The sequence below is a fragment of the Vibrio sp. 1CM2L genome, from assembly GCF_023161695.1.
In the GTDB taxonomy this organism is placed as follows: Bacteria; Pseudomonadota; Gammaproteobacteria; order Enterobacterales; family Vibrionaceae; genus Vibrio; species Vibrio coralliirubri.
Genome location: NZ_JALNTT010000001.1, coordinates 415,281 through 436,456, shown reverse-complemented (window position 1 = coordinate 436,456; position 21,176 = coordinate 415,281). Strand labels below are relative to the sequence as shown.

The following is a 21,176-nucleotide window of genomic DNA, read 5'->3' as shown; positions in this document are numbered from 1 at the left end:
CACCTTAATTCTCTATTCGGCAGTAGAGATCTCTTCAACAGTTCGATGCTTTCTTCAGAAGATCGGCTGTTTCTTGTTTTTGAAATAGAACAGCGCGCTGATCGAAATGAACAGTAAGGTGAAGTAATAGAAAAAAGAAGACAGTGAGGCCAAGAAGGCAAGGTTCTGTTCTATTTCTTGTTCGGTGTAGCCCTGAGACACCAACTTATAGTAGTAAGCGTACAAGATACCGATCAGACCGTATCCGAGATTAAACATCAGCCCTTTGAAACTAAGAACGGTGGCTCTGTTGTGCGATTCGGTCTTTTTATTCAGGTGGTAGCTGATGAAAATGTTCATCGTCATGATGATAAAGATTAACACCAACGCCGGAATGACCCCGTAAATCGACCAACCTAAACTGATCCAGTAATAAGTCGCCATGCTTGCTAAACCCATGACCACAATGAAGGCTTTAGGCTCAATACTCTCTGCTAATCTTCGGCTTTGTCCTGCCAATATAATCTTAAGCAAACTTATACCCGCACCAATAAAACCAAAGTAGATAATTGGAATATCAATGGCCAGATAGTATTGGCTGTTCATGGTTAGGAACATGCGTGAGGTGTGTTCGAATAGGCTGTAGTAGAGCAAGATGAACAGCACGTAAGGCGTAGAGAATACCCATTTACCTGCATCGATCGTCAATTTGAGACTTGAGATGGTGGTTGCCAATTTGGTTTGGTCGCTTGGCATCACCTTTTTCTCTTCGCGCATATTAATCGCGGCATAGATAGCGATCATCGCAACAAATAGGGTGGCGAACACAGGAATACGCATCAGATCTTTAGTGCTTTCTGGTTCGGCTAGTCCAAGGAAATGAAAGATGTTCGTCATAAAATTCACGTCGTACATCGCCGCACCAATCAGTGTGACAAAGATACCGACCGTTGAGGCGACACGAAGCTGGATTTGCAGCACTCGAGGCCACAACTCTTCATTGCCTTGTTCTTTTAAGGTGTCGTAAGCCAATGCCTCGTCAGCACCGCTGGCCAGTGCCATCGCTAAGCCACTGAGAATCCGGTTAATCAGAAAGACTACGAACACCAAGTCGGGGTTTCCAGTTGGCACTAGCGCTATCATGGCGATCTCAACAAACATCACGATCGAAGACAGCACCACCAGTTTCTTGCGGCCTAAGGTATCGGCAAATGCGCCCGACGGTACTTCAGCAAGCACAATAGTGGCTGCCCAAACTACATTGAGCATCGCGAATTGAGACAGGGTTAACCCGTAATCTAAATAAAGTAGGGTGAATATAGGGTAGTAAAAACGCGCAAAGTAGCTGCTTCTAAACATTAAGAAGTAGCGGACATTGGGAATTTTAAGGATCTCTTTGAGCGTCATGATAATTTCAGTAATTTAGATAACACATTATTATGTATAACCCTTTTACTCTTTTAAATCATGGAATTGTTGCCAAATCCCTAAAATATCTGGTTTGGGTGATCTTCGAGATCATGGTTCATGGTGGGTTATAGGTTTGATGGTCTTCACATGATTTGATGTAAGGGGAGTGATTTATCTCAGCTTTATGTTGTTCAATTTACGCACAGCATGACTTGTCGATGATTCGTGGGCTGGTAATCGATGGGACAACTCGCAATAAAAAAGGCAGCAATAATTGCTGCCTTTTCATTATTTGATTGGGTAATCATTAAACCCTAATTGCTTGGATATATTTCTACCTGCGTTGTGCAGTAGCGCTACATAGTGAGCTTTTTTCTCTTCATCAAATCGAATGGTAGGAAATGAAATTGAGACACCGGCAATTACGGTACCAAAACGGTCGTAAACTGGAGCTGCGATACAACGTAAGCCTGGCTCTTGTTCTTCATTATCTTCGCCAAAGTGCTGTAGCTTAACCGCTTTAAGTTCATCGATAAGTTGGTCGACGTTTTCGAGGGTATTTTTTGTGCTTTTCACAAACTCGGCGTCTACCAACTGAGTGCGAACGAATTCTTCGTCACGTTCTGCCAATAAAACCTTACCAATCGCAGTCGTATGCAGAGGATTTCTTCGACCAACGCGTGAGTGCATGCGCAGCGCGAAGCTAGAATCGATCTTGTGTATGTAGATGATTGAGCCATGGTCCAACGCACCTAAGTGAATGGTTTCATTAGTCTCTTCTGAAATCACACGCATCTCTTTCTCTGCAATTGTGATCATATCAACCCACTCGAGTGATTTTGAACCAAGTTCGAACATCTTTAATGTGAGTGAGTATCGGTCAGCTTCGCCTTGTTGAGATACATAGCCAAGCATTTTCATTGTTTGTAGAAAGCGGTAGGTAGTGGCTTTAGACATCATTAGACGTTGTGAAAGGTCTGATACGCCTATTTCCTTCTGTTCCCCCAGAGATTCAAGAATATTAAAAACTTTTAATACCGATGAAACGGCTTCTGGTTGGGTGGACTTCTCCATTTTTCTTCCTTTGGGCTATCTAATATCAAGACAAAATACCACTTTTCGTAATTTCTAAAAAGCCTTTTCAAAAAAATAAAAAACGAGAACGATCGACTTCAAAGTTTTAACTTAATTAGAAATTATTTTTGAAATGTCGTTTCAAAAATAATTGTCAGCAACGAATTTATGTTTTATTGTATGACTAAATCGAGTGGGCGAAATTACAGAAATGCCACAACACTAAACGTAATTGAGGAAGCGAACATGATGTTAGAGTCATTCAATCTGGAAGGTAAAGTAGCGATAGTGACGGGTTGTGATACCGGTCTTGGTCAAGGTATGGCAATTGGTTTAGCTGAAGCTGGATGTAAAGTGGTTGGCGTAAATCGTGTTGAGCCAACAGATACCATCGAAAAAATGAATGCAGCGGGTCATACGTTTTTAGACGTACGTGCTGACCTTCTAAAGCAGGAAGATATTCCTGGAATTATAGATAAAGCGCTGACTGAGTTTGGTCACATCGACATCCTTGTTAATAATGCCGGCATTATTCGCCGAGAAGACGCGATTGAGTTTTCTGAGCAAAACTGGGATGACGTAATGAACATCAATACCAAGACCGTTTTCTTTATGTCTCAGTCGGTTGCGAAGCAGTTTAAAGCGCAAGGCACTGGCGGCAAGATCATTAATATCGCATCAATGCTCTCTTTCCAAGGTGGTATTCGTGTTCCTTCGTATACTGCGTCTAAGAGTGCTGTAATGGGCATTACCCGTGCGATGGCGAACGAATGGGCGAGCGATAACATTAATGTTAATGCGATTGCACCTGGATATATGGCAACCAATAATACTCAAGCATTGCGTGAAGATGCTGATCGTAACCAAGCTATTCTTGAGCGCATTCCTGCTGATCGCTGGGGTACACCAAAAGATGTCGCTGGCCCATGTGTGTTCTTAGCATCACCTGCATCGGATTACATTAATGGCTATACCATTGCTGTTGATGGTGGATGGTTAGCACGATAACGATATTTTGTAATATAAGATGGTTAACGAGATCGTTGCACAAGCTGTAGGGCTAGTAAGTTTCCTTCTGGGCCTTTCGACCTTTTACCAGAAGGACGACAAAAAGCTCAAAGTGGTTATGTTGATGTTGAACGTTAACCATCTTATTCACTTTTTATTATTGGGTTCCATTACATCGGCAATCGGTGCTTTGATTTCAGCATTAAGAACTGGCACCGCGATGTATACCAAATCGCTGTGGGCTGCAGGGTTATTTATTGCCCTCGCGGTTGGCAGCGGAATCGGTTTTGCTCAGCATTGGTATCAACTTCTGCCTTTAGCGGGAACGATTATTGGAACGTACTCAATATTTAGATTGAACGGCATTGCACTAAGAGTCGGCTTTTTATTGGGAGCTGCATGCTGGCTAACTAATAATCTGATTATTGGTTCAATTGGTGGCTCGCTGATGGAAATATCAGTGATAGGGATTAACCTCGTTACTATTTTTCGTCTATACCAAGATAACGCCAAGTGCAAAATTACGCCGCAACAACAGGAATAAAAACGACATGTTTGTGTATAACGAAGACGTGAAAATGGAAGATCTTGGCGCGGGAGTTTCTCGCAAGGTGCTTGCTCATAGCGAGAACGTGATGGCTGTAGAAGTTCATTTCGAAACCGGCGCTGTTGGTGCGTTGCATACCCATCCTCATGAGCAGCTCACATACGTTTTGTCGGGAGCCTTTGAGTTCACTATTGGCGATGTAACGAAAGTGGTGTGCGCAGGCGACACTATGTACAAAGAGCCGGGTATCGAACATGGCTGTGTTTGCCTAGAAGCCGGCGTATTAATTGATAACTTTACGCCAATGCGTAAAGACTTTGTTTAAGCTCTAAATTTTTTAGAACGAACATTTGAGCACTAATTTTTAAATTTGCAGTAATGCTGCGGGAGAAAGTAAATGAAAATCGCACTAATGATGGAAAACAGTCAAGCAGGCAAAAATGCAATGGTATCAGCTGAACTAGAGTCAGTTGCTGGTGGTTTTGGTCACGATGTTTTCAACCTAGGAATGACAGACGAGAATGATCACCACTTAACGTATATTCACCTAGGTATTATGGCGAGCATTCTGATTAACTCAAAGGCGGTTGACTTTGTTGTGACAGGATGTGGCACTGGCCAAGGTGCTTTGATGTCGCTGAACTTACATCCAGGCGTGGTTTGTGGTTACTGTTTAGAGCCTTCTGATGCGTTCTTGTTTAACCAAATCAACAACGGCAACGCTATCGCGCTCGCTTTTGCGAAAGGTTTTGGTTGGGCTGGTGAACTGAACGTTCGTTACATCTTTGAAAAAGCGTTCACAGGTGAGCGTGGTCAAGGTTACCCGTTAGAGCGAGCAGAGCCACAACAACGCAATGCCGCGCTTCTTAATGAGGTAAAAGCAGCGGTAGTGAAGGATCACTTTATTGATTCACTGCGCGCTATCGATCAAGATCTAGTGAAGACTGCTGTGGGTAGCCCTCGCTTCCAACAGTGTTTCTTTGACAACTGCCAAAATCAAGATATTGCTGATTACGTTCGTTCGCTTTTGGACTAATTCTAACGCTTGATTTCAGAGAGCCAGCCCAATGAGGCTGGTTTTTTTATATCCGGTGTTTGGATAATTAATGGCTGATGTTCAGTAAATACCAAAGCAATAGGCGCCTAAGTCATGGTTTGGTATACCTCCTAGGCTCGTAATTTGGTCGCTATATCCCTAGGTTACTTGATCTATTTTTGCTCCTTCTCGCCACGATGTATCCAAATATCCATCAATGATCTTTTCAACCTAAAAAGCGCCGATCTCAATAATCCAACCTCGATCTCATTTGTATGACTTTTGCATTATTTGGATCACAAAAATCACAGATTACCCTTAAATAAAATGTCGTTAATGTAATAATGAAACAGTATTTTAAAAATTAAATCATTTAAACGGAACAATAATGAAAAGGGGTTCGTAATGAATATCGACATGCTCGTTGTTGGTGTCTACTTTATCTTTATGATAGCGATTGGCGTCATCTTCAAACGTTTTGCAGGCAGCTCTACCAGTGATTACTTTCGTGGAGGAGGCAAGATGTTGTGGTGGATGGTTGGCTCTACCGCATTCATGACGCAGTTTAGTGCTTGGACATTTACTGGCGCTGCGGGTAAAGCATTTACCGATGGGTTCCCAATCATGGTTATTTTCATGGCGAACGCATTTGGCTTTCTACTTTCGTGGTTGTTCTTTTCATATCGCTTTCGACAAATGCGTGTTGTTACACCTATTGAAGGTGTGCGTCGTCGCTTTGGTGCAACGAATGAACAAGTGTTTACGTGGGCGACAATGCCGACAAGTGTGGTTTACACCGGTATTTGGCTAAATGGTCTCGCACTCTTCGTTAGTGCTGTGTTTAAAGTGGATATCGAAACCACGATCGTTGTGACTGGCTTGATTGTTCTCTTCATTTCAGTACTGGGCGGAGCATGGGGGGTTGTTGCTTCAGACTTTGTACAAATGGTTGTGATCATGGCGGTGACGGTGGTTTGTGCTGTGGCTGCATTGGCAAAAATTGGTGGTCCAGCGAATCTTATCGAGCAGTTCCCTGCCGATAGTGTCATGGGCTCTGATATGAACTATCCATTGCTGTTCGTATCTTGGTTTATCTTCATGTTCGTTAAGCAGCTGCAAAACATCAACAACATGCAAGATTCATATCGTTTCTTAACGGCGAAAGATTCTGTTAACGCACGTAAAGCGGCACTCCTTGCGTTTGTATTGATGCTGGTTGGGCCTGCAATTTGGTTCTTACCACCTTGGGTAACGGCAATTATCTATCCTGAAGCGGCAACTGTGCACGCGGCTGAACTTGGTAGTAAAGCAGCTGATGCAGTCTACCTAGTGTTTGTCGAAAACGTCATGCCGGTTGGTATGGTGGGACTGCTTATGTCGGCTGTATTTGCAGCAACAATGTCTTCAATGGATTCAGGTCTAAACCGAAATTCAGGTGTGTTCGTGCGTAACTTTTACGCGCCAATCATGGACAAAAATGCGGATGACAAGAAGCTGATGCGAGTGAGTCAATTCATGACTATGGTCTTTGGCATATTGATCATCATGGTGGCGTTGTTCATTAATTCTCTTCGTGGCTTGAGCCTTTTCGACGCAATGATGTACGTAAGTACGCTGTTACAGATGCCGATTCTAGTGCCGTTATTCTTCGGTATGTTTATTAAGAAAACGCCCGACTGGGCAGCCTGGGCGACATTGGCTGTGGGCATGTTGGTGTCTTACATCGTGAGTTTTGTGCTTACAGCAGACGTCGTTGCCAATCTATTAAACCTAGAGGTTCCGTTCACAGGACGTGAAGCGAGTGACCTAAAAGTTCTGCTTGGGGTTATTGGTCACCTTGTGATCACGGGTGGTTTCTTCTGCCTAACAACTAAGTTCTACAAAGAGCCAGTGGGCGAACGAAACACAGAACTTAAAGAGTTTTGGAGTGATGTTGCGACTCCTGTTATCGAAGAGGAAGGACAAGATGAAATGGATCGCCAACAACGCGACATGCTAGGCAAACTCATTCTGGTTTTCGGTGCACTTGTAACGGCGATGGTACTAATCCCGAACCCGTTCTGGGGTCGCATGGCCTTTATCTTCTGTGGCGCAGTGATTGTTACTGTGGGTTCTCTGTTATTGAAGAGTGCGAGGAAAACGCCTCGGTTAGAAGTATCTACATCTAAGTAATCGGCAATAACTAGTCATGTAAAAGTAACAAGGGTATAGGCCAGAGGGGACGCTCTCTGGCTTATATGAACCACCTCGTAGAGGGGCTTTAGGAAACAATTTCATGATTGAATTTTTCCCTAAAGTTCATCAATACAGTTTTCTACAAGAGTTTGAATTATGTCTTCATACATACACAAAGATTTTCTATTGCAGGGGGACACTGCCAAGCGTTTATATCACGATTACGCGGCAGGGCTTCCCATTATTGATTATCACAACCACTTAGATGCCAAAGAGATTTATGACAACCATCAATACGACAATATTGCTCAGGCTTGGTTGAGTTGCGATCACTACTTGTGGCGTGCATTACGAAGTAACGGAGTCGATGAGCATTACATCACAGGTGATGCGAGTGATTATGAAAAGTTTCAAAAGTGGTGTGAGACCATGCCGTATCTTATCGGCAATCCGCTGTATCACTGGTGTCATTTGGAGCTTAAGAGATACTTCGGTCTCGATTTACTACTCAACTCAGAGAACTGCGAGGTTATTTGGCAACACTGTAATCAAAAACTCAGCCAAGAGTCTCACCGATTCCAAAGTCTGCTTAAAGAGAGTCGAGTCGATACCTTGTGCACTACCGATGATCCACTTAGCGATTTGAGGTATCACGATAAACTGAATCGTTCAGAATTTACTGTACAAGTCTTGCCGACATTTCGCGCTGACAGTCTGATTGAAATAGAGAATCAAAGTAGTTTTCAAAAGACACTCGATTCACTGGCGTTCATCAGTGACATTAATATCGTCGATTTTGCAAGCTACGCTCAAGCAATCACGTCTCGTGTGGACTATTTTGCCCAGAATAACTGTCGATTATCTGACTTGGGGTTAAAAATTGTGGATTTTTCACACTATCACCCTGATGTACTTGATCAAGCTATAGCAAAGGTCAAACGTGGTGATGTGCTGAATAGTGAAGAAATCTCGCAGTTTAAGACGGCCGTTTTTGAAGTGCTTGGCAAGGCTTATCATAAGCATGGTTGGTCGATGCAAATTCATATTGGAGTGTTAACTAATGTGAATAAGCGCCGCTTTGATGATCTAGGTGGCGGTACGGGTTTCAGTGTTATCAGTGACAACCCAATTGCAGAAAACCTGAGTCATTTATTGAGTTTGTTAGATCAAGACCGCCAACTTCCTCAGACCATCGTATATAGCCTTAACCCGAAAGATAGCCCAGTGCTTGGGTCAATCATAGGCGCCTTTCAAGACAGTGATGCGCAGCCAGGTAAAGTGCAGCTTGGTTCTGCGTGGTGGTTTAACGATCATAAGGCGGGTATGGAAAAACAACTTCAAGATCTAGCAAATTTAGGGGCTCTAGGACGCTTTGTCGGAATGTTAACCGACTCTCGCAGCGTATTGTCACTCTCTCGTCATGACTATTTTCGTCGCATTCTATGTAACTTACTCGGTAAGTGGATCGATGATGGGGAATTACCGAATGATGAGCCTTTGCTTAAACAGAGTGTCGAGAACATCTGTTATCAAAACGCCAAACAATACTTCAATTTTCATTCATCTAAAGATTTAGTATAGGTATCCATTATGCTGCAGTTTACCTCTCCGGAAATGGCGATCATTCGTCAAAATGCCAGCCAAGAGATCATCGAACAAATTATTCAAGATAATCAGGTTGTGCTTACTTCAGACACTCTCGTTCCACCTGATGCCCGCGCAACATGGAATTTATATTATTTTTGCCCCACGCATGGGGTTCGCTTAAGTTGGGATAGAGACCGACCCACTGAACATGTGTGCCCTGTTGATGGCGAGGTGCTTACCGGGGAACCTTATGACGGTGCATGGTGGCGTTGGCTTAATGGGCTCAATTCGAAAGCGTGTAATGACCTAGGCTTGCTTTGGCACATTACTCAAGACCGCAAATACTTCGAAAAAGTTCGTGAGATCTTATTGGGTTATGCAGAATACTACCCGAATTACGAAGAACATGGCGGTATTCCATATAACGGTCCAGGAAAAGCAAATGCGCAGACTCTCTGTGAAGCGAATTGCAATATTGATTTTGCCCGAGGCTATGATTTCGTTAAAGAGCAGTTGAATACCGAAGAGCAATTGTTTATTGAACAGCGCTTGTTACGCGAAGGCGCTGAGTTCCTGATGCAACATCGAGCTGATCAATTGCATAACCATGAAATGAAGATTTCTGCGACTATTGGCGTGATAGGCTTGATACTTGGTGACCGAAAATTCATCGACTTTTCGGTGAGCACCCCTTATGGCTTGAAGTATCAGTTAGAGCATGGTGTAAAAGGGGAGGGCTTATGGTTTGAAGGTTCTATCCATTATCATTACTACGCTTTACAAGCACTTCTGAATTTCGAAAAAATGGCATGTAAAACAGAGTACTCACTACAATCAGTGCCAAACTTCCATACCATGTTGGCGTTGCCGCTCAAGCTACTCATCAATACGGGTGACTTTCCACGTCTGAACGATTGTATTGCCGGCCAAGAGAAATTAACTCATAGCCACTTGTTCGAATTCGGGTATCGCGAGTTCCGAGACCCTTTATTTGCATCGGCGTTGCAGAGCATCTATCAAGATAAGCCACGCAACAATATCGACGCGCTGTTGTACGGTGTTGATGCATTACCTGTGGCAGAGCCGATCATGTGCCAGTCTATTCATGCAGAACAATCAGGCGTCACGATCATGCACGATCGAGAGCACGATAACATGCTATTAATTAAGCACTCTCCGTATGGTGGTGAGCACGATCACTATGATCGACTTGGGATGATCATTACTCGAAATGGTAAAGAAATTTTGCCTGATTTGGGAACAACAGGGTACGGTGCTGAACTGCATTACGGGTATTATAAAAATACGGTGACGCACAACACCTTGGCGGTGAATCAGAAGAATCAACCGCCAGCCAACCCTCAAGTGAATACGTTTGTAAAAGAACCGTCCTACACATGGTTAGACACACAAACAGATTGGTGTGGCGAGTTACCGACGGTTGACAGCCATACTATTGTTCAGTGGGATTTGGCCGCATACAAAGATGTGATGTTTCGCCGTCAAATTCTGTGGTTAGGGGATGTGGCGATTGAATTCAATACTGCGGAAAACCCTCACCACCAACAACTAGATTTGGTCTGGCATGTCAGAGGACAACACAGCGCTTTGACAGAGGCACAAGGTTGCGACAATCCACTAGATGGGCCTTTAGCAAGAATGACTAGCTGCCATGAGATACCTCTTAAAGCGTCCATTGATTTGCGTTATTCGATTGATGGACAAACTGAATTTAATCAGCAGCTGATAACGGATAGTTCAGCAACTCTGTTGTTGGGGTATGCGCCAGACAACCCTGCAACCAGTGATTTAGCTTACACGATTTTACGTAGCCAAGAAGCGGTTCTTAAAGTTGCCACGGTACATAACTTGACGCAAAACGATGAGGTTCGAGTTTCTGATATCGAATGGCGATCGAACGTTATCAATTTAAGCTTGGTAAGAAATGGAGTGGCACAATCTATTTCAATTAACCAAGAAACGGGTGTTACTTTATTCGTTTGATCGAACAACAATATTAAAGAATTGTAACTCGCTGAATTTTACGAGTTCACCCCAAAATAAAAATCCCCTCAAGAACCTTTCTTAAGGGGGTTTTTTATCAGTCGTTGATTAGCTTGTTAGCCGTTAGCCATCTACTCTTCATCTTTGGTTAGGTTCCTAAGACGATACCCTTGGTTTTTACAATTTGGCCAAAGTAAAAAAGAGGAGCATTGAGGCTCCTCTTTTATCGTAGGTCGTAAAGGGCTTAATCGTTAGTACATAGACTTAACGGCTAGTCCACACGCTTAAAGTTAGGCAGTAAGGTTTCTGGCTGCTGCGCTACAAATGCTTTACTTGGTGAGTATGCGCGGAAGTAAACAAACCAGTTTTCGTCTTCTCGAGTTTGCACCCAGTTAGCCTCATTAACGCCCGCTGGCTTAGTTGGTGAAAAGTGGAAGGTGTAATTGCCTTGTGCATCTTTAACTGTTCCTTCAATGTTAGAACCCACGTCGGCACGCTCAATATCGTTGTCGATGATGGCGCGGTTCTCTACGTTGTAGACTGTAATTGTCCAGAACAAATCGGCGAAATTTACATCCCCGTCTAGCGTCAAAGTATAGTGGTTACTGCCATTTAGCCCTTTGCCATTGTCGTCACGGTAGTTGTCTAGGTAAATCTGACCCCAGCCGCCATTTTCAAAACCGTGCATTGCTACGTCGTTAGTTACAGCTTCATAGAACCAAGCTGCGCGTCCATCGAGATCCATACCGTAGTAACGATCTTGGTTTGGTGTTGAAGCCGTCGCGACTTCCCAAAAGTTGCCTTCCTTACCGTAAGCTGCGTGTGGCAAGCGTTCTGTTTTGTTGAAGTCGATATTCTTAACCATAGCTTCCCCCATAACTACAGCTTGCTCTAAGATTTCACGCTGCTGACCTGATGGTTCAAACGTCTTACCTTTCTCAATACCCAGTGGGCGTAGCATGTCGTGCATCATGCGATCACGCTCTGCTACTGGTTCTGCTTGAATGGCTTCATTCAACGTATTCCAAAATGCCATACCTCTTGGGTGTTTGGCATCTTCACCACGCTCAGGGAAGTTTACGCCGTTATCACTCAGTGGCTTGCCGTTAAGGTCGGTAATTTTCAGGGCCTCTAAGTCTTTCATACGTTGCTGGTCTGAATCTGCCATTAAGCGAACGCCGAAGAACACATAGTTGGTGTCTGACTCAAAAACCTTAGCGCCTTTTGGCAGGTTGCTCGGTGTTTCAGACCCTTTGGCTTTTACCACGTAGATGCCCGGCTCAGTCATCTGAGAAATACCGATTTGCCACATAGTGTGTACTGCGCCGCGCAGTTCATTTGTGGGGATTTCTATAATAACGGGCTCTTTTTCTACGTTAAACCAAGTAATCGCGTAAGGCGTAGAGGTGTTGTAAGTTAAGCCTCCTAGCTTAGATTCATGAGACTCAACATAAGTAATTTGACCATCCTCTGCACCCATGTCGGCATAGGCTTGTTTCCATGCGTAGTTTGACACCAAAGGCACGGACCAAATGTAAGCTTGTGACGCGCGTTGATAGTCCATCAGTTCGAACAGTTTTGCTGAGCTTTCTTGTGTTGGAATACCATGAAGAAAGTCGGTTTCGAAAGTGAAGTCTCCCGAACGTGTTTGAAGGGTTTCTGTTGGGTTATCGTTTCCAGCAATCGCCGTTGCTGAAAACAAGGCTGTTACAGAAACGAGCATCGCTGTTGATCGCAGTGGATGTGTGAAAGTACCGGTAAGGGCTTTAGATATCATGTTCATAATGTGTCCTCAAAACTTAAACTTATTCGTTCAAGCGAAACCGGCTCGTTAAAGCCGAAATCACTACTTAAAATTGGTAGTTAAATTCGATGCGGTGATCACCGTCTTCGATACTGGTGTTTTCTGTCCAGTTTGCGAAATAACGAACGTTGGCTCTTGGATTGATTTGATAGCTCGCTGCAAATTCATGTGCGAGTACTGAATCATTGCCCTCAAAGCCAAAATCTTTGAACGTTGATGACCCTGACATTGTGCCTAAATACATAGGGTTGTAGTTCAACCAAACCTTGTCGGTAAGTTGCATTTTTGCGTACATACCCGCCACGTAGAAAGTACCGTGCATGTTGTAGCGGTCGCGAAGCTGATCGGCGTCGAGATCGCCTCCAGTGCCTTCAACCAACTCTTCACCAGCAGCAACACCGACACCTGCAAGCGGATAGAAATTAAACATGCCCATTTGTGGTAATGCCTGAATAAAGCTATAAGACGCGCTACCTTGATTGCTATCGAAATCCCAAGACATATCAACTTGAGTACCTCGACCATTGGTTAGGTCGACCCCAAAGTTTCTAAAGCGGATTGAGTCAATACTGTCGTCGGCACCTCGGTTGTTCCAACCAACAGCTTCACCAGCGATGCCTTTGATTTCGAACACATTCATGCCCATGGTTGTGTCGCTGCCTGTGTCGTAGGTTTGTCCTACTTTGAGGTTTAAGCCTTTATCTGTGTAGCCGAAGCCAGCTTGTGTGTAGACCGCCAATGGGTCTGACATGTCTTGAACTTCTGTTTCTTCAGCGATAACACCGCTGGCCAACAAAAGAGGTGTTAGGGAAAGGATAGAACGTTGTAATAACATAGCTGCCTCATAGAGTTATCTCACTACATCCGTGTACATCGTGAAGGTGGGACAACTATACAAAGTGGACTTTGTTAAGTTAATTCATATAAACTTAACCATTCGTTAAGCAATGCTTTATGGTTAGCTATGAAACTGAACAACGTCGACCTGAATTTATTGAAAGTGTTTGTGGTGGTATATCAAGAGAAGAGCTTGCGAAAAGCCGCTGAGAAGCTGTTTGTTTCGGCACCTGCCGTTAGCCAAAGCATCAAGAAGCTTAAGGAGTCTCTAGGTGAAGAATTGTTTGTGTTGTCCCATAAGCAGTTTTTGCCAACCCCTTATTCAGACAACCTGTATCGACGAGTTTTTCCTTTATTGGACGGGCTATTCACGGCGATAGAAGAAGGAAAGCAGTTTAATCCTGCGGATTTAAGCGAAGATTTCAAGATAGAGGTAAACCCTCATATCCTGCCTTGGTTGACGCCCGCTCTTTTTCATCAGCTATCAATAGAAAGTCCATTTTCAAGGCTGATCAGTCATACGAGTTCCCAAAATTCTTTAGAAAGGCTCAAAAGTGACGAGATTGATTTTGTCATTCACTTTGAAGCTGAGAATTTGCCTGCTGAGATCATTGCTGTACCGCTCGTGAACTTAAAGTTTGTATTGGCAGTGAGAGTCGATCATCCTTTTAAGGCGTCTATCGCGACGATTGATGATTTATTGTCGTTCCCATTTGCTCACGTTGACCTAGCTTATTTCGACCAAAACAAACATTCACGGTTGGAAGAGGAAGTCTTGAGCCAAGGTAAGGCAATTAATATGGCGTTGCGAACGACTTCTATTGTTGGGTTAATTGAAACGATCAAGCACTCCAATATTATCGCTCCTTGCATGCCTCCGGTGATTGAGCAACATAAAGGCGTATTGCGCTCAGTCGCGATTGAGGGGTTGGAAGATGGCCCCGAGGAGATGGAGGTGTTCGCCTATCTTCATAAGAAAAACCAGCACTCAGCCAAATACAAATGGCTGCTGGATTTGATTGAAACGGCGATGGCAGAGGCTAATCACCAGTAAGAGCTAGCTTTGTTTTTCAACTTTTAGAGATGCGGTAACTAACCTCTGAATACCTCTTCGATACACGATTCCAACCAGAGCATTTTCGGTTGATTGCGATGTTTACGCCCGATAGTCATGCCAATATCGCCATTTGGCATATTGGGCATATGAGGAAACTGCACAAAGGAAAACTCATCTGAAAGCGAATTAGCCAGTAGTTTTGAGCATGGGAATAATACGTCGCTCTGTTTCACTATAGACAATAAGCTGTGTAAGTAAGTCGAACGTATTTTGACCTCAGTCTTGATGCCAACATCGGCTAACACGTTTGGTGCTAACGCAATATTGTCGTTCCAATCACTGACGACCAAGCTCGCTAATTGCAAAGGTTCTTGCTGGTCACTTTTCAATAATGTGTTGGCAAGTGGGTGGCCTGTGCGGCAAACCAATACAAAATCATCACTTGCGACACGTTTCTGGTATACCTGTTTAGATAGTTCTAATGGGTAATAATTGATCCCTAAATCAACCTCGCCAGAGGTGATCAAATCCAACGTATGGGCACCCCAATCCACAATGTTCACTTTCACCTTCGGCGCCTGTGTTAACAATATTTGAGTTAGCTTTGCGGAGATGCTGTTGGCAATAAATCCGTTAATCGCGATGTTCACAGTGCCATCAAACTGAGCAACGTCAAATTCGGATTCAGGTTCAAGCACTTGTTCTAACTGCGATAACACGGGTAATAAAGTCTGCTTGATTTCAAGCAACTTGGCGGTCGGTTCTAGGCCATGTTGTGAGCGTATAAACAACTCATCGTCAAAGTACTCACGTAGCTTTTGTAGTGAACGACTGATAGAGGGTTGGCTTGTAAACAACAGATCTGAAGCCTTGCGTGTATTCTTTACCTCAACCAACACCTTCAATACTTTAAGTAAATTGAGGTCTAGTTGTTTAAAGCGGTTACTCATCATCGTGAGGCTCCATCATCGAAACTGTTGAGATATACCCATATTGTATATCTTGATTTCATATAATCAATTGGAGTATATCACGCAGCATCTACATACTGAGCTCATCGAAACAAACACGAGAAACCATTATGAAGAAAACGACGTTAGTGACGCTATTGGCGTTAACTGCATTTGGCGTAACGGCCGCAGACAATAACAGCTCAGCGGTTTATGACCACGCGGCTATCGGTGGTGTTAATTGGGATAACTATCCTGAAGCGGAGTCTGACTGGAACTTCCTTGGCCTGCAAAACAAAGTGGGTGTTAACCATTGGCTGCACGCTGACCCAGTATCCAAAGACGCGCAAACGGTGATTCGCTCAAATCGTGATGTCGTTTATTCAACTATGGTTGTGGATGTATCAGAAGGCGCAACATTCCATGTGCCAGACGAAGACAACGATTACTTCCAGATTATTCATATCATGGACGAAAATCATCTTGTGCATAAAGTGGTTCGCCGAGGTGAAACACTTCACCTAACGGCAGATGATTTGACGACCGGCACTCATGTTCATGTGCTAGCAAGAACGCGTATAGCAGATTCTATTGAAGACACTAAGCGACGCCAGAGTTTACTTTCTATCAAAGCGAACTCTAACAAGCCTTATCAGGGCAAAGGTTATAACCCAAGTGACGTTGAAAACTACCGACTGAAACTTATTAATAACGTGATGCAACACGGCGCGCCTATTGAAGGGTTAAAGGGATTTGGTGCGACTTTGGATGACGTAGAAGACCACCACTTCAAATACGTGACGGCATTTGGTTATGCTGGGTTACCTGCAGACACTGCGCAGTATCTAGAGCGTGTTCCTGGCCAAGGTAAAACAACGTGCCAAGAGTGGACGATTCCAACGCCAAATTTGGACTTTGAGGGGCGCGGTGGTTACTACTCTCTAACCACTTATGGAGCGGATGGTTGGATCGACTCTGAGCACTTCTATGCTTCTGGTGAATCCATGCGTGATAACGGTGATGGAACAGTGTCTGTCACATTCAATTGTGGTACCGGTACAGCTTATGATTTTGAAGTGTCTGAAGGTTGGGCTGGTGTATTACGTTTGTACGAGCCAGTCGATGTGAATGAAACTTTGGAATACATGGAGACGCTGCGTCAGATTGAGATTAAAGAACTTTAATATCTTTTCTAATGGCTGAAATGTTCCCAAATAAAAATCCCCTCAAGAACCTTTCTTGAGGGGATTTTTTATAAGTCGTTGATTAACTTGTTAGCCATTAGCCATTAGCCATTAGCCATCTACTCTTCACCTTCGGCTTCTTTGGAAGCATTCGACGCCCAGCCTTTTTCAAGCCAGTTATCGAGCACGTGTTGCAGCGCGTTCAAAGAGGTAGGTTTCTCTAGGCGACCATCCATCAACTTGCTGATCATATCTAACTCGTGCTGTCCTGATTCGCCAGACAAAGCAATGATTGGCGTTTGAGGAGAGCGTGCCTTGATGATTTGGCTTGCGTCAAACCCATTCATTATCGGCATTTGTACGTCCATTAAGATCAAATCGACCTTGTGTGTTTTGAACAGCTCGACGGCATTCTCACCGTTTTTGGCTTGTAAGCTATTGACGCCAAGTCGACTCAGGTACATCTGAACAAGCGTGCGTTGTACTTCTTTATCATCGACGATAAGCACGGTTGGAGCCAAATGGTTCTCTGGGGTTAGGGTACTTGTTGGTTCTGAACTTTGCGTTTCCGCTTGGTTATCTGGCTTAGCTTCTGCGTTGGTTTTGTTTTCAGTTGCGTTTTGATTACTTTTCCAATCATTGAAGTAAGGCGTACGAAGTGCGTCTGCTTTGGGTGCATTGGGTACCACAGGGAAGTACAGGTGGAACTCAGTAAACTCCCCAAGTTTAGAGTGGCACTCAACTCGGCCGCCAAATGAACGCATTACACGTTGGCAATAACCGAGCCCTAGGCCGCTACCACCGCTTTTTTGGTAAGAGAAGAAGTCATCAAAGATCTTATGTGCAATGGCTTCGTCAATGCCTGGGCCAGTATCTCGGAATATCAGAACGTTTTCGTAAGGCCCTGTGTTGGTGCTGATCTCAATTTGGCTTTCTGGATAAGAATCAAAGTAATAGATAGCATTACGTATCAGGTTGAAAATAACGAAATTGAATAAGGTTTCATTGAGCTTTGCTACAAAATCAGCGTGTTGTGGTAAACGAATGCGTTCAATGATCTTTTCATTCTCAAAACCATAGTGGCTTACGGCCTGATCCACGGCTTTGTGGATAGAGGTCATGGTCACAGGGCCGTGTTCAGGCGTACTGTCACTGACTTCGCGCAGGATAATATCAATCAGTTGTCGCCCGCGTTGAATCGCCGCCTGGCCATTCTCAATATCCTTTAGGATTTGTTTGGCTGGGGCTTGGTTATCAATGTGCTGCTTTAACACCTCAAAATGCAGCTGCACTTGAGCCAGCGGGTTACGCATTTCGTGTGCGATAGAATTAGCTAGAGCGCGACTTTGGCGAATGCGTCTATCGGCTTCAATGGTGCTTTGTACACGAGTTAACAAGGTTTGCAGTGCAGAGATCTCTTCGTTAGAGAACATCTTATCGTTGCTCTTGTGTGACGAGACCAATAAGTGCGTGACCGATTTCCCCTGACCAAATAAAGGCATCACCAAGGCGGTGTCGTTTGAACTCATCTTGTCATACAGGGCTTTTATCGAGCGCTTGGTTGGCGCGGTGTAATCAAGCTCCTGAGACAGCTCATCGAACACTAAAACGGACTTGTTGGTAGACAGATAATCTTCGTAGAAGGTTTCGTTGTAGTTGCTGTTCACCAGACGCAACTTGTCTTCGGGAATCTGCAATAGGCTACCTAATCGACGCATTGCATCATCAATCGACAGCTTGAAATCGTCTTCTAGTGAGAGGATCTGCTGTACTGGCGTTTTCTTGTTTCCGTAGACAAAGAGTGAGGCGTAGTGGCTTACGCGTTTGTAGAGAACATGCCAAGTGATGCCGATAATCGCACAGATTGGGATAGCAACGAGCCATTGACTGTCGTCTGTCAGCGGGATAAATATCGCGCCAAAAGGGATCACCAAAATAGCACAGACCAACAGAGCATTTAGGCTCATGTACGCCAGGTATTTCACGCTGAAGAAGCGCGAGGTCAGCAGGGCATAGCCAACGAACAACATTTCACTTATCGACAAAGCTGGTGGCAACCAAGTGAGCGAGAAATCACGTAAGAAGTAGGTCATGCCTAGGTGGATTGTCGCAGTAGACAGCATGAAGACTAAAATGCCTGCGATCATGTAATTGGTTTTGGCTAAAGTTAGCTTGCTGCTGTTGGCGCGCATGGCCACCAGGTTGAGTAGTGTTAGCACTACAAAGCTTATCATCCCAATGAAGAAGTACGGCGTGTGTGGACCAAACTCAATCACGAACTGGCTTGGGCCAGCAATGGTGACGTGTTCAACGGTTAACCCCGGACTTAAATTGATAAAGAAGGAGTAGACGGTTAAGGTGACGAAAATGGCTTGTTGCCACACATGAACCTTACCGTTACGTTGTTCGGCGGCGAGTTTACACGAGAAGTAATAAGCAAAGGCAAAGGCAAAGAAAGAGGCGAGGTTGGCAAACTTTGCGGCGAACACAGCGGCCGAGGCCCCAAGTTCTGGTAATAAGTCGGTATGGAAATAAGCGTTACTACTGATCCACGCAACAATGCAGATCGAGTACGCGATGTAAGGGGCATGGTGTGTCCCCGCGATCACTTCGTTCTTCTGTTTCAGGCGATAGCAGTAATAGAACAACCACATGACAACCACAGCCACGGTTGCAAGCAGTGTGATTGCTTTTGCATAGATGATCGCCTCGAGGCCGAAATCAAACATGTTCATCCTTTTTTACCGAGCTAGTTTTTCCTGCCGAGCGCGATTTTTCTAATGACTTTCTACTCTCTCGCACTGCGCGTTTGTAGCTCCGAAAATCGATATTATTGAACGCTTTTACCATCATCTCGAAATTCCAGAACCCTCGATAAATTGTTGTGCCATCATCATTTAATTCGCAATACCCAGCATGGAAGTATGCATTGGAATCAATGGTTTGATAAAACTGAAGCATGAAAGGTTGCTCGATAATAGTGAAGCCAATCTTATAGCCTATTTGGTGTAATACACTCATCAGCTCTTTTTGAGCAAGGTAGAGGAAATAGAGCTTTTGTTGGGTATTGCCACTGACGGTCAGACGTAACACCTCACACAGGGCATCTTTGTCGGACAATTGTAACTGGAATTGTTGGTCAAATTCTGGGAGAGAGTAACATTTTGACAGTGTAGGCGGTGTGAAAAGTTGTAACCCTGCGAGTTCATCGTAGCCGTAATTGGGTAAACAGTATTGCCATTGCTCATTGCTGAACGGCGGTGCGTAACTTAGCCAAGTGTCATTCTTAGACCAGTCTTGAATCAGCGTAGAGGAAACCAGCGTTGGAAAGGCTTCATCGACTGGATGTTTGAGCAAAATAAAATGCTTACCTGCTTGAGAAAGGTGTAATAAAGGCAGCATCTCAAACCATTTTTCACCCTTGATGAACACCTCAAGATTGCTTAAAGCAATGGCATCGCTGATTAGCATTCCTTGTGGGTGACTCGGTGTTTGTACCAAAAGTGGCTCATGTTCTATCTGTTCGATGATCGCACCGTAATAAGCACTGTCATTGATAGGGAGGTCGACATGAGAAATAGAGCTTGGATTTAATGGAGATTTTGCTTTGATCGCAGCAATTTCACACTCACACCAGAAATCTAGCCAATGCATATAGCACTGCCCTACGGCCTGCTCTAGAAGAGCAATCTCTGCAGATAGTGTATTTGGATAGCGCAGAATCAGATCGCGGTAGTCCATCACCTCAAACAATACAGAGTAGCTTTTGTTTTGATGCTCTGGGAAAAGCAATTCTAATTGGCTTCTACGATATTCAGTCACGTTTTGAAAAAGCTCAGTGCGCTCATGTGGCTGATAAGTGCTGATGACGAGCTCTATCAGCGCTCGCTGTTTTATTTCGATAGACAGACTGCTAGCCAACAGTGAGCCTAAAGACGACGTTAATTTCATGTTTAACCTAGCCTAGGTTTATATAATTATTTTTATTTGATCTGCACTATCTATAGGACACTGATTTTAGGTATGTGTTTGAAGTTACGTTACTTAGAGAGAGCTAATCGTAACTTTACTTGTGTCCATAGTGTGAGAAGTAAGTTGCATAATCGGGTGAGATTTTACTACTTGCACCCACCCTTAACAATAAAGATTTTCCATGTTTGAATGAATTCAAAGGTGAACAAAATACATTATTATCAACAACTTGTAGGGTTGGATCACAGTTTTAAAATCAGACATGATTAAGCCGAGCATAAACTTTTGAATTTATAAAATAATCTCAAATATCTATTTTTTGAACCAATGTCATAATTCAAATCAACATGAGTTCATCTTATTAATTGCAATATGAATATCTCGGGTGTGAGGTATTTAATTAGCTGATGAATTGTATCTGTCTTATACTCGCTTATTCTCTCGCTACCCATTTTAATGTTCTAAATATCAGGTGGATAAACGCAGGGCTCCAGTGCTCGGTTTGTTTTCCTGACAATCTCCTGTGTTTATAGAGTAGTTACACCATAATCC

Annotated in this window: 16 protein-coding genes and 1 pseudogene; 10 read left to right on the top strand and 7 right to left on the bottom strand. The window is 43.9% G+C overall.

Annotated features, from left to right (window positions below):
• Positions 1 to 54: 54 nt before the first annotated feature.
• Entirely contained in the window at positions 55 to 1,386 is a 1,332-nt protein-coding gene (locus tag MSG34_RS01840) for an MFS transporter (RefSeq protein ID WP_248336124.1), read from the bottom strand.
• Between the two features lie 291 nt (positions 1,387 to 1,677).
• Entirely contained in the window at positions 1,678 to 2,463 is a 786-nt protein-coding gene (gene kdgR, locus MSG34_RS01835; protein WP_248336123.1) for a DNA-binding transcriptional regulator KdgR, read from the bottom strand.
• Between the two features lie 246 nt (positions 2,464 to 2,709).
• On the opposite strand from kdgR, the gene kduD reads away from it, so the two are divergent.
• The 7 genes from kduD to MSG34_RS01800 all read left to right on the top strand — a co-directional run bounded on the left by kduD (position 2,710) and on the right by MSG34_RS01800 (position 10,820).
• Positions 2,710 to 3,471 carry a 2-dehydro-3-deoxy-D-gluconate 5-dehydrogenase KduD gene (kduD, locus tag MSG34_RS01830; protein WP_048609765.1) on the top strand — a complete coding sequence of 254 codons (762 nt, stop codon included), beginning with the start codon at positions 2,710 to 2,712 and terminating at the stop codon, positions 3,469 to 3,471.
• Between the two features lie 19 nt (positions 3,472 to 3,490).
• A complete protein-coding gene (locus MSG34_RS01825; RefSeq protein ID WP_102429220.1) occupies positions 3,491 to 4,015 on the top strand; it encodes a YgjV family protein in 525 nt (174 codons plus the stop codon).
• Positions 4,016 to 4,022: 7 nt separating this feature from the next.
• Positions 4,023 to 4,343 (top strand): cupin domain-containing protein, encoded by a 321-nt coding sequence (locus tag MSG34_RS01820; protein ID WP_248336122.1) that lies wholly within the window; start codon positions 4,023 to 4,025, stop codon positions 4,341 to 4,343.
• A gap of 72 nt (positions 4,344 to 4,415) precedes the next feature.
• A complete protein-coding gene (locus tag MSG34_RS01815) occupies positions 4,416 to 5,054 on the top strand; it encodes an RpiB/LacA/LacB family sugar-phosphate isomerase (RefSeq protein WP_248336121.1) in 639 nt (212 codons plus the stop codon).
• Positions 5,055 to 5,459: 405 nt separating this feature from the next.
• Positions 5,460 to 7,226: a sodium:solute symporter family protein gene (locus MSG34_RS01810; RefSeq protein WP_050652775.1), complete on the top strand. Its 1,767-nt coding sequence runs from the start codon at positions 5,460 to 5,462 to the stop codon at positions 7,224 to 7,226.
• 159 nt (positions 7,227 to 7,385) lie between these two features.
• Positions 7,386 to 8,810 carry a glucuronate isomerase gene (gene uxaC, locus MSG34_RS01805; RefSeq protein WP_248336120.1) on the top strand — a complete coding sequence of 475 codons (1,425 nt, stop codon included), beginning with the start codon at positions 7,386 to 7,388 and terminating at the stop codon, positions 8,808 to 8,810.
• Between the two features lie 9 nt (positions 8,811 to 8,819).
• Complete coding sequence (locus MSG34_RS01800) at positions 8,820 to 10,820, top strand: heparinase II/III family protein (protein ID WP_248336119.1); 2,001 nt, start codon at positions 8,820 to 8,822, stop codon at positions 10,818 to 10,820.
• A gap of 271 nt (positions 10,821 to 11,091) precedes the next feature.
• On the opposite strand, the gene MSG34_RS01795 is transcribed toward MSG34_RS01800, so the two are convergent.
• Both MSG34_RS01795 and MSG34_RS01790 read right to left on the bottom strand, forming a co-directional pair.
• Positions 11,092 to 12,603, bottom strand: a complete 1,512-nt coding sequence (locus MSG34_RS01795) for a DUF1214 domain-containing protein (protein ID WP_048614673.1) — start codon at positions 12,601 to 12,603, stop codon at positions 11,092 to 11,094.
• A gap of 67 nt (positions 12,604 to 12,670) precedes the next feature.
• On the bottom strand, positions 12,671 to 13,459 hold the full coding sequence (locus tag MSG34_RS01790) for a hypothetical protein (protein ID WP_248336118.1): 789 nt from the start codon (positions 13,457 to 13,459) through the stop codon (positions 12,671 to 12,673).
• A 129-nt stretch (positions 13,460 to 13,588) separates the two neighbouring features.
• On the opposite strand from MSG34_RS01790, the gene MSG34_RS01785 reads away from it, so the two are divergent.
• The gene (locus MSG34_RS01785) at positions 13,589 to 14,515 is read left to right on the top strand and encodes a LysR family transcriptional regulator (RefSeq protein ID WP_248336117.1); all 927 of its coding nucleotides are present in this window, start codon (positions 13,589 to 13,591) and stop codon (positions 14,513 to 14,515) included.
• A gap of 38 nt (positions 14,516 to 14,553) precedes the next feature.
• Here the strand turns inward: MSG34_RS01785 and MSG34_RS01780 are convergent, their stop codons facing one another.
• On the bottom strand, positions 14,554 to 15,471 hold the full coding sequence (locus tag MSG34_RS01780; RefSeq protein WP_248336116.1) for a LysR family transcriptional regulator: 918 nt from the start codon (positions 15,469 to 15,471) through the stop codon (positions 14,554 to 14,556).
• A gap of 128 nt (positions 15,472 to 15,599) precedes the next feature.
• Here MSG34_RS01780 and MSG34_RS01775 point away from each other — a divergent pair.
• Positions 15,600 to 15,938 (top strand): annotated as a pseudogene (locus MSG34_RS01775) (DUF1254 domain-containing protein); the annotation flags it as partial.
• Between the two features lie 438 nt (positions 15,939 to 16,376).
• On the top strand, positions 16,377 to 16,652 hold the full coding sequence (locus MSG34_RS01770; protein WP_050633040.1) for a hypothetical protein: 276 nt from the start codon (positions 16,377 to 16,379) through the stop codon (positions 16,650 to 16,652).
• A gap of 119 nt (positions 16,653 to 16,771) precedes the next feature.
• Here MSG34_RS01770 and MSG34_RS01765 read toward each other — a convergent pair whose 3' ends face one another.
• Positions 16,772 to 19,381 carry a hybrid sensor histidine kinase/response regulator gene (locus tag MSG34_RS01765; RefSeq protein ID WP_248336115.1) on the bottom strand — a complete coding sequence of 870 codons (2,610 nt, stop codon included), beginning with the start codon at positions 19,379 to 19,381 and terminating at the stop codon, positions 16,772 to 16,774.
• Positions 19,374 to 20,603, bottom strand: coding sequence for an acyl-homoserine-lactone synthase (locus MSG34_RS01760; RefSeq protein ID WP_248336114.1), 1,230 nt, complete (start codon positions 20,601 to 20,603; stop codon positions 19,374 to 19,376). Before MSG34_RS01760 ends, MSG34_RS01765 begins: the two co-directional genes overlap by 8 nt.
• Between the last annotated feature and the right edge of the window lie 573 nt (positions 20,604 to 21,176).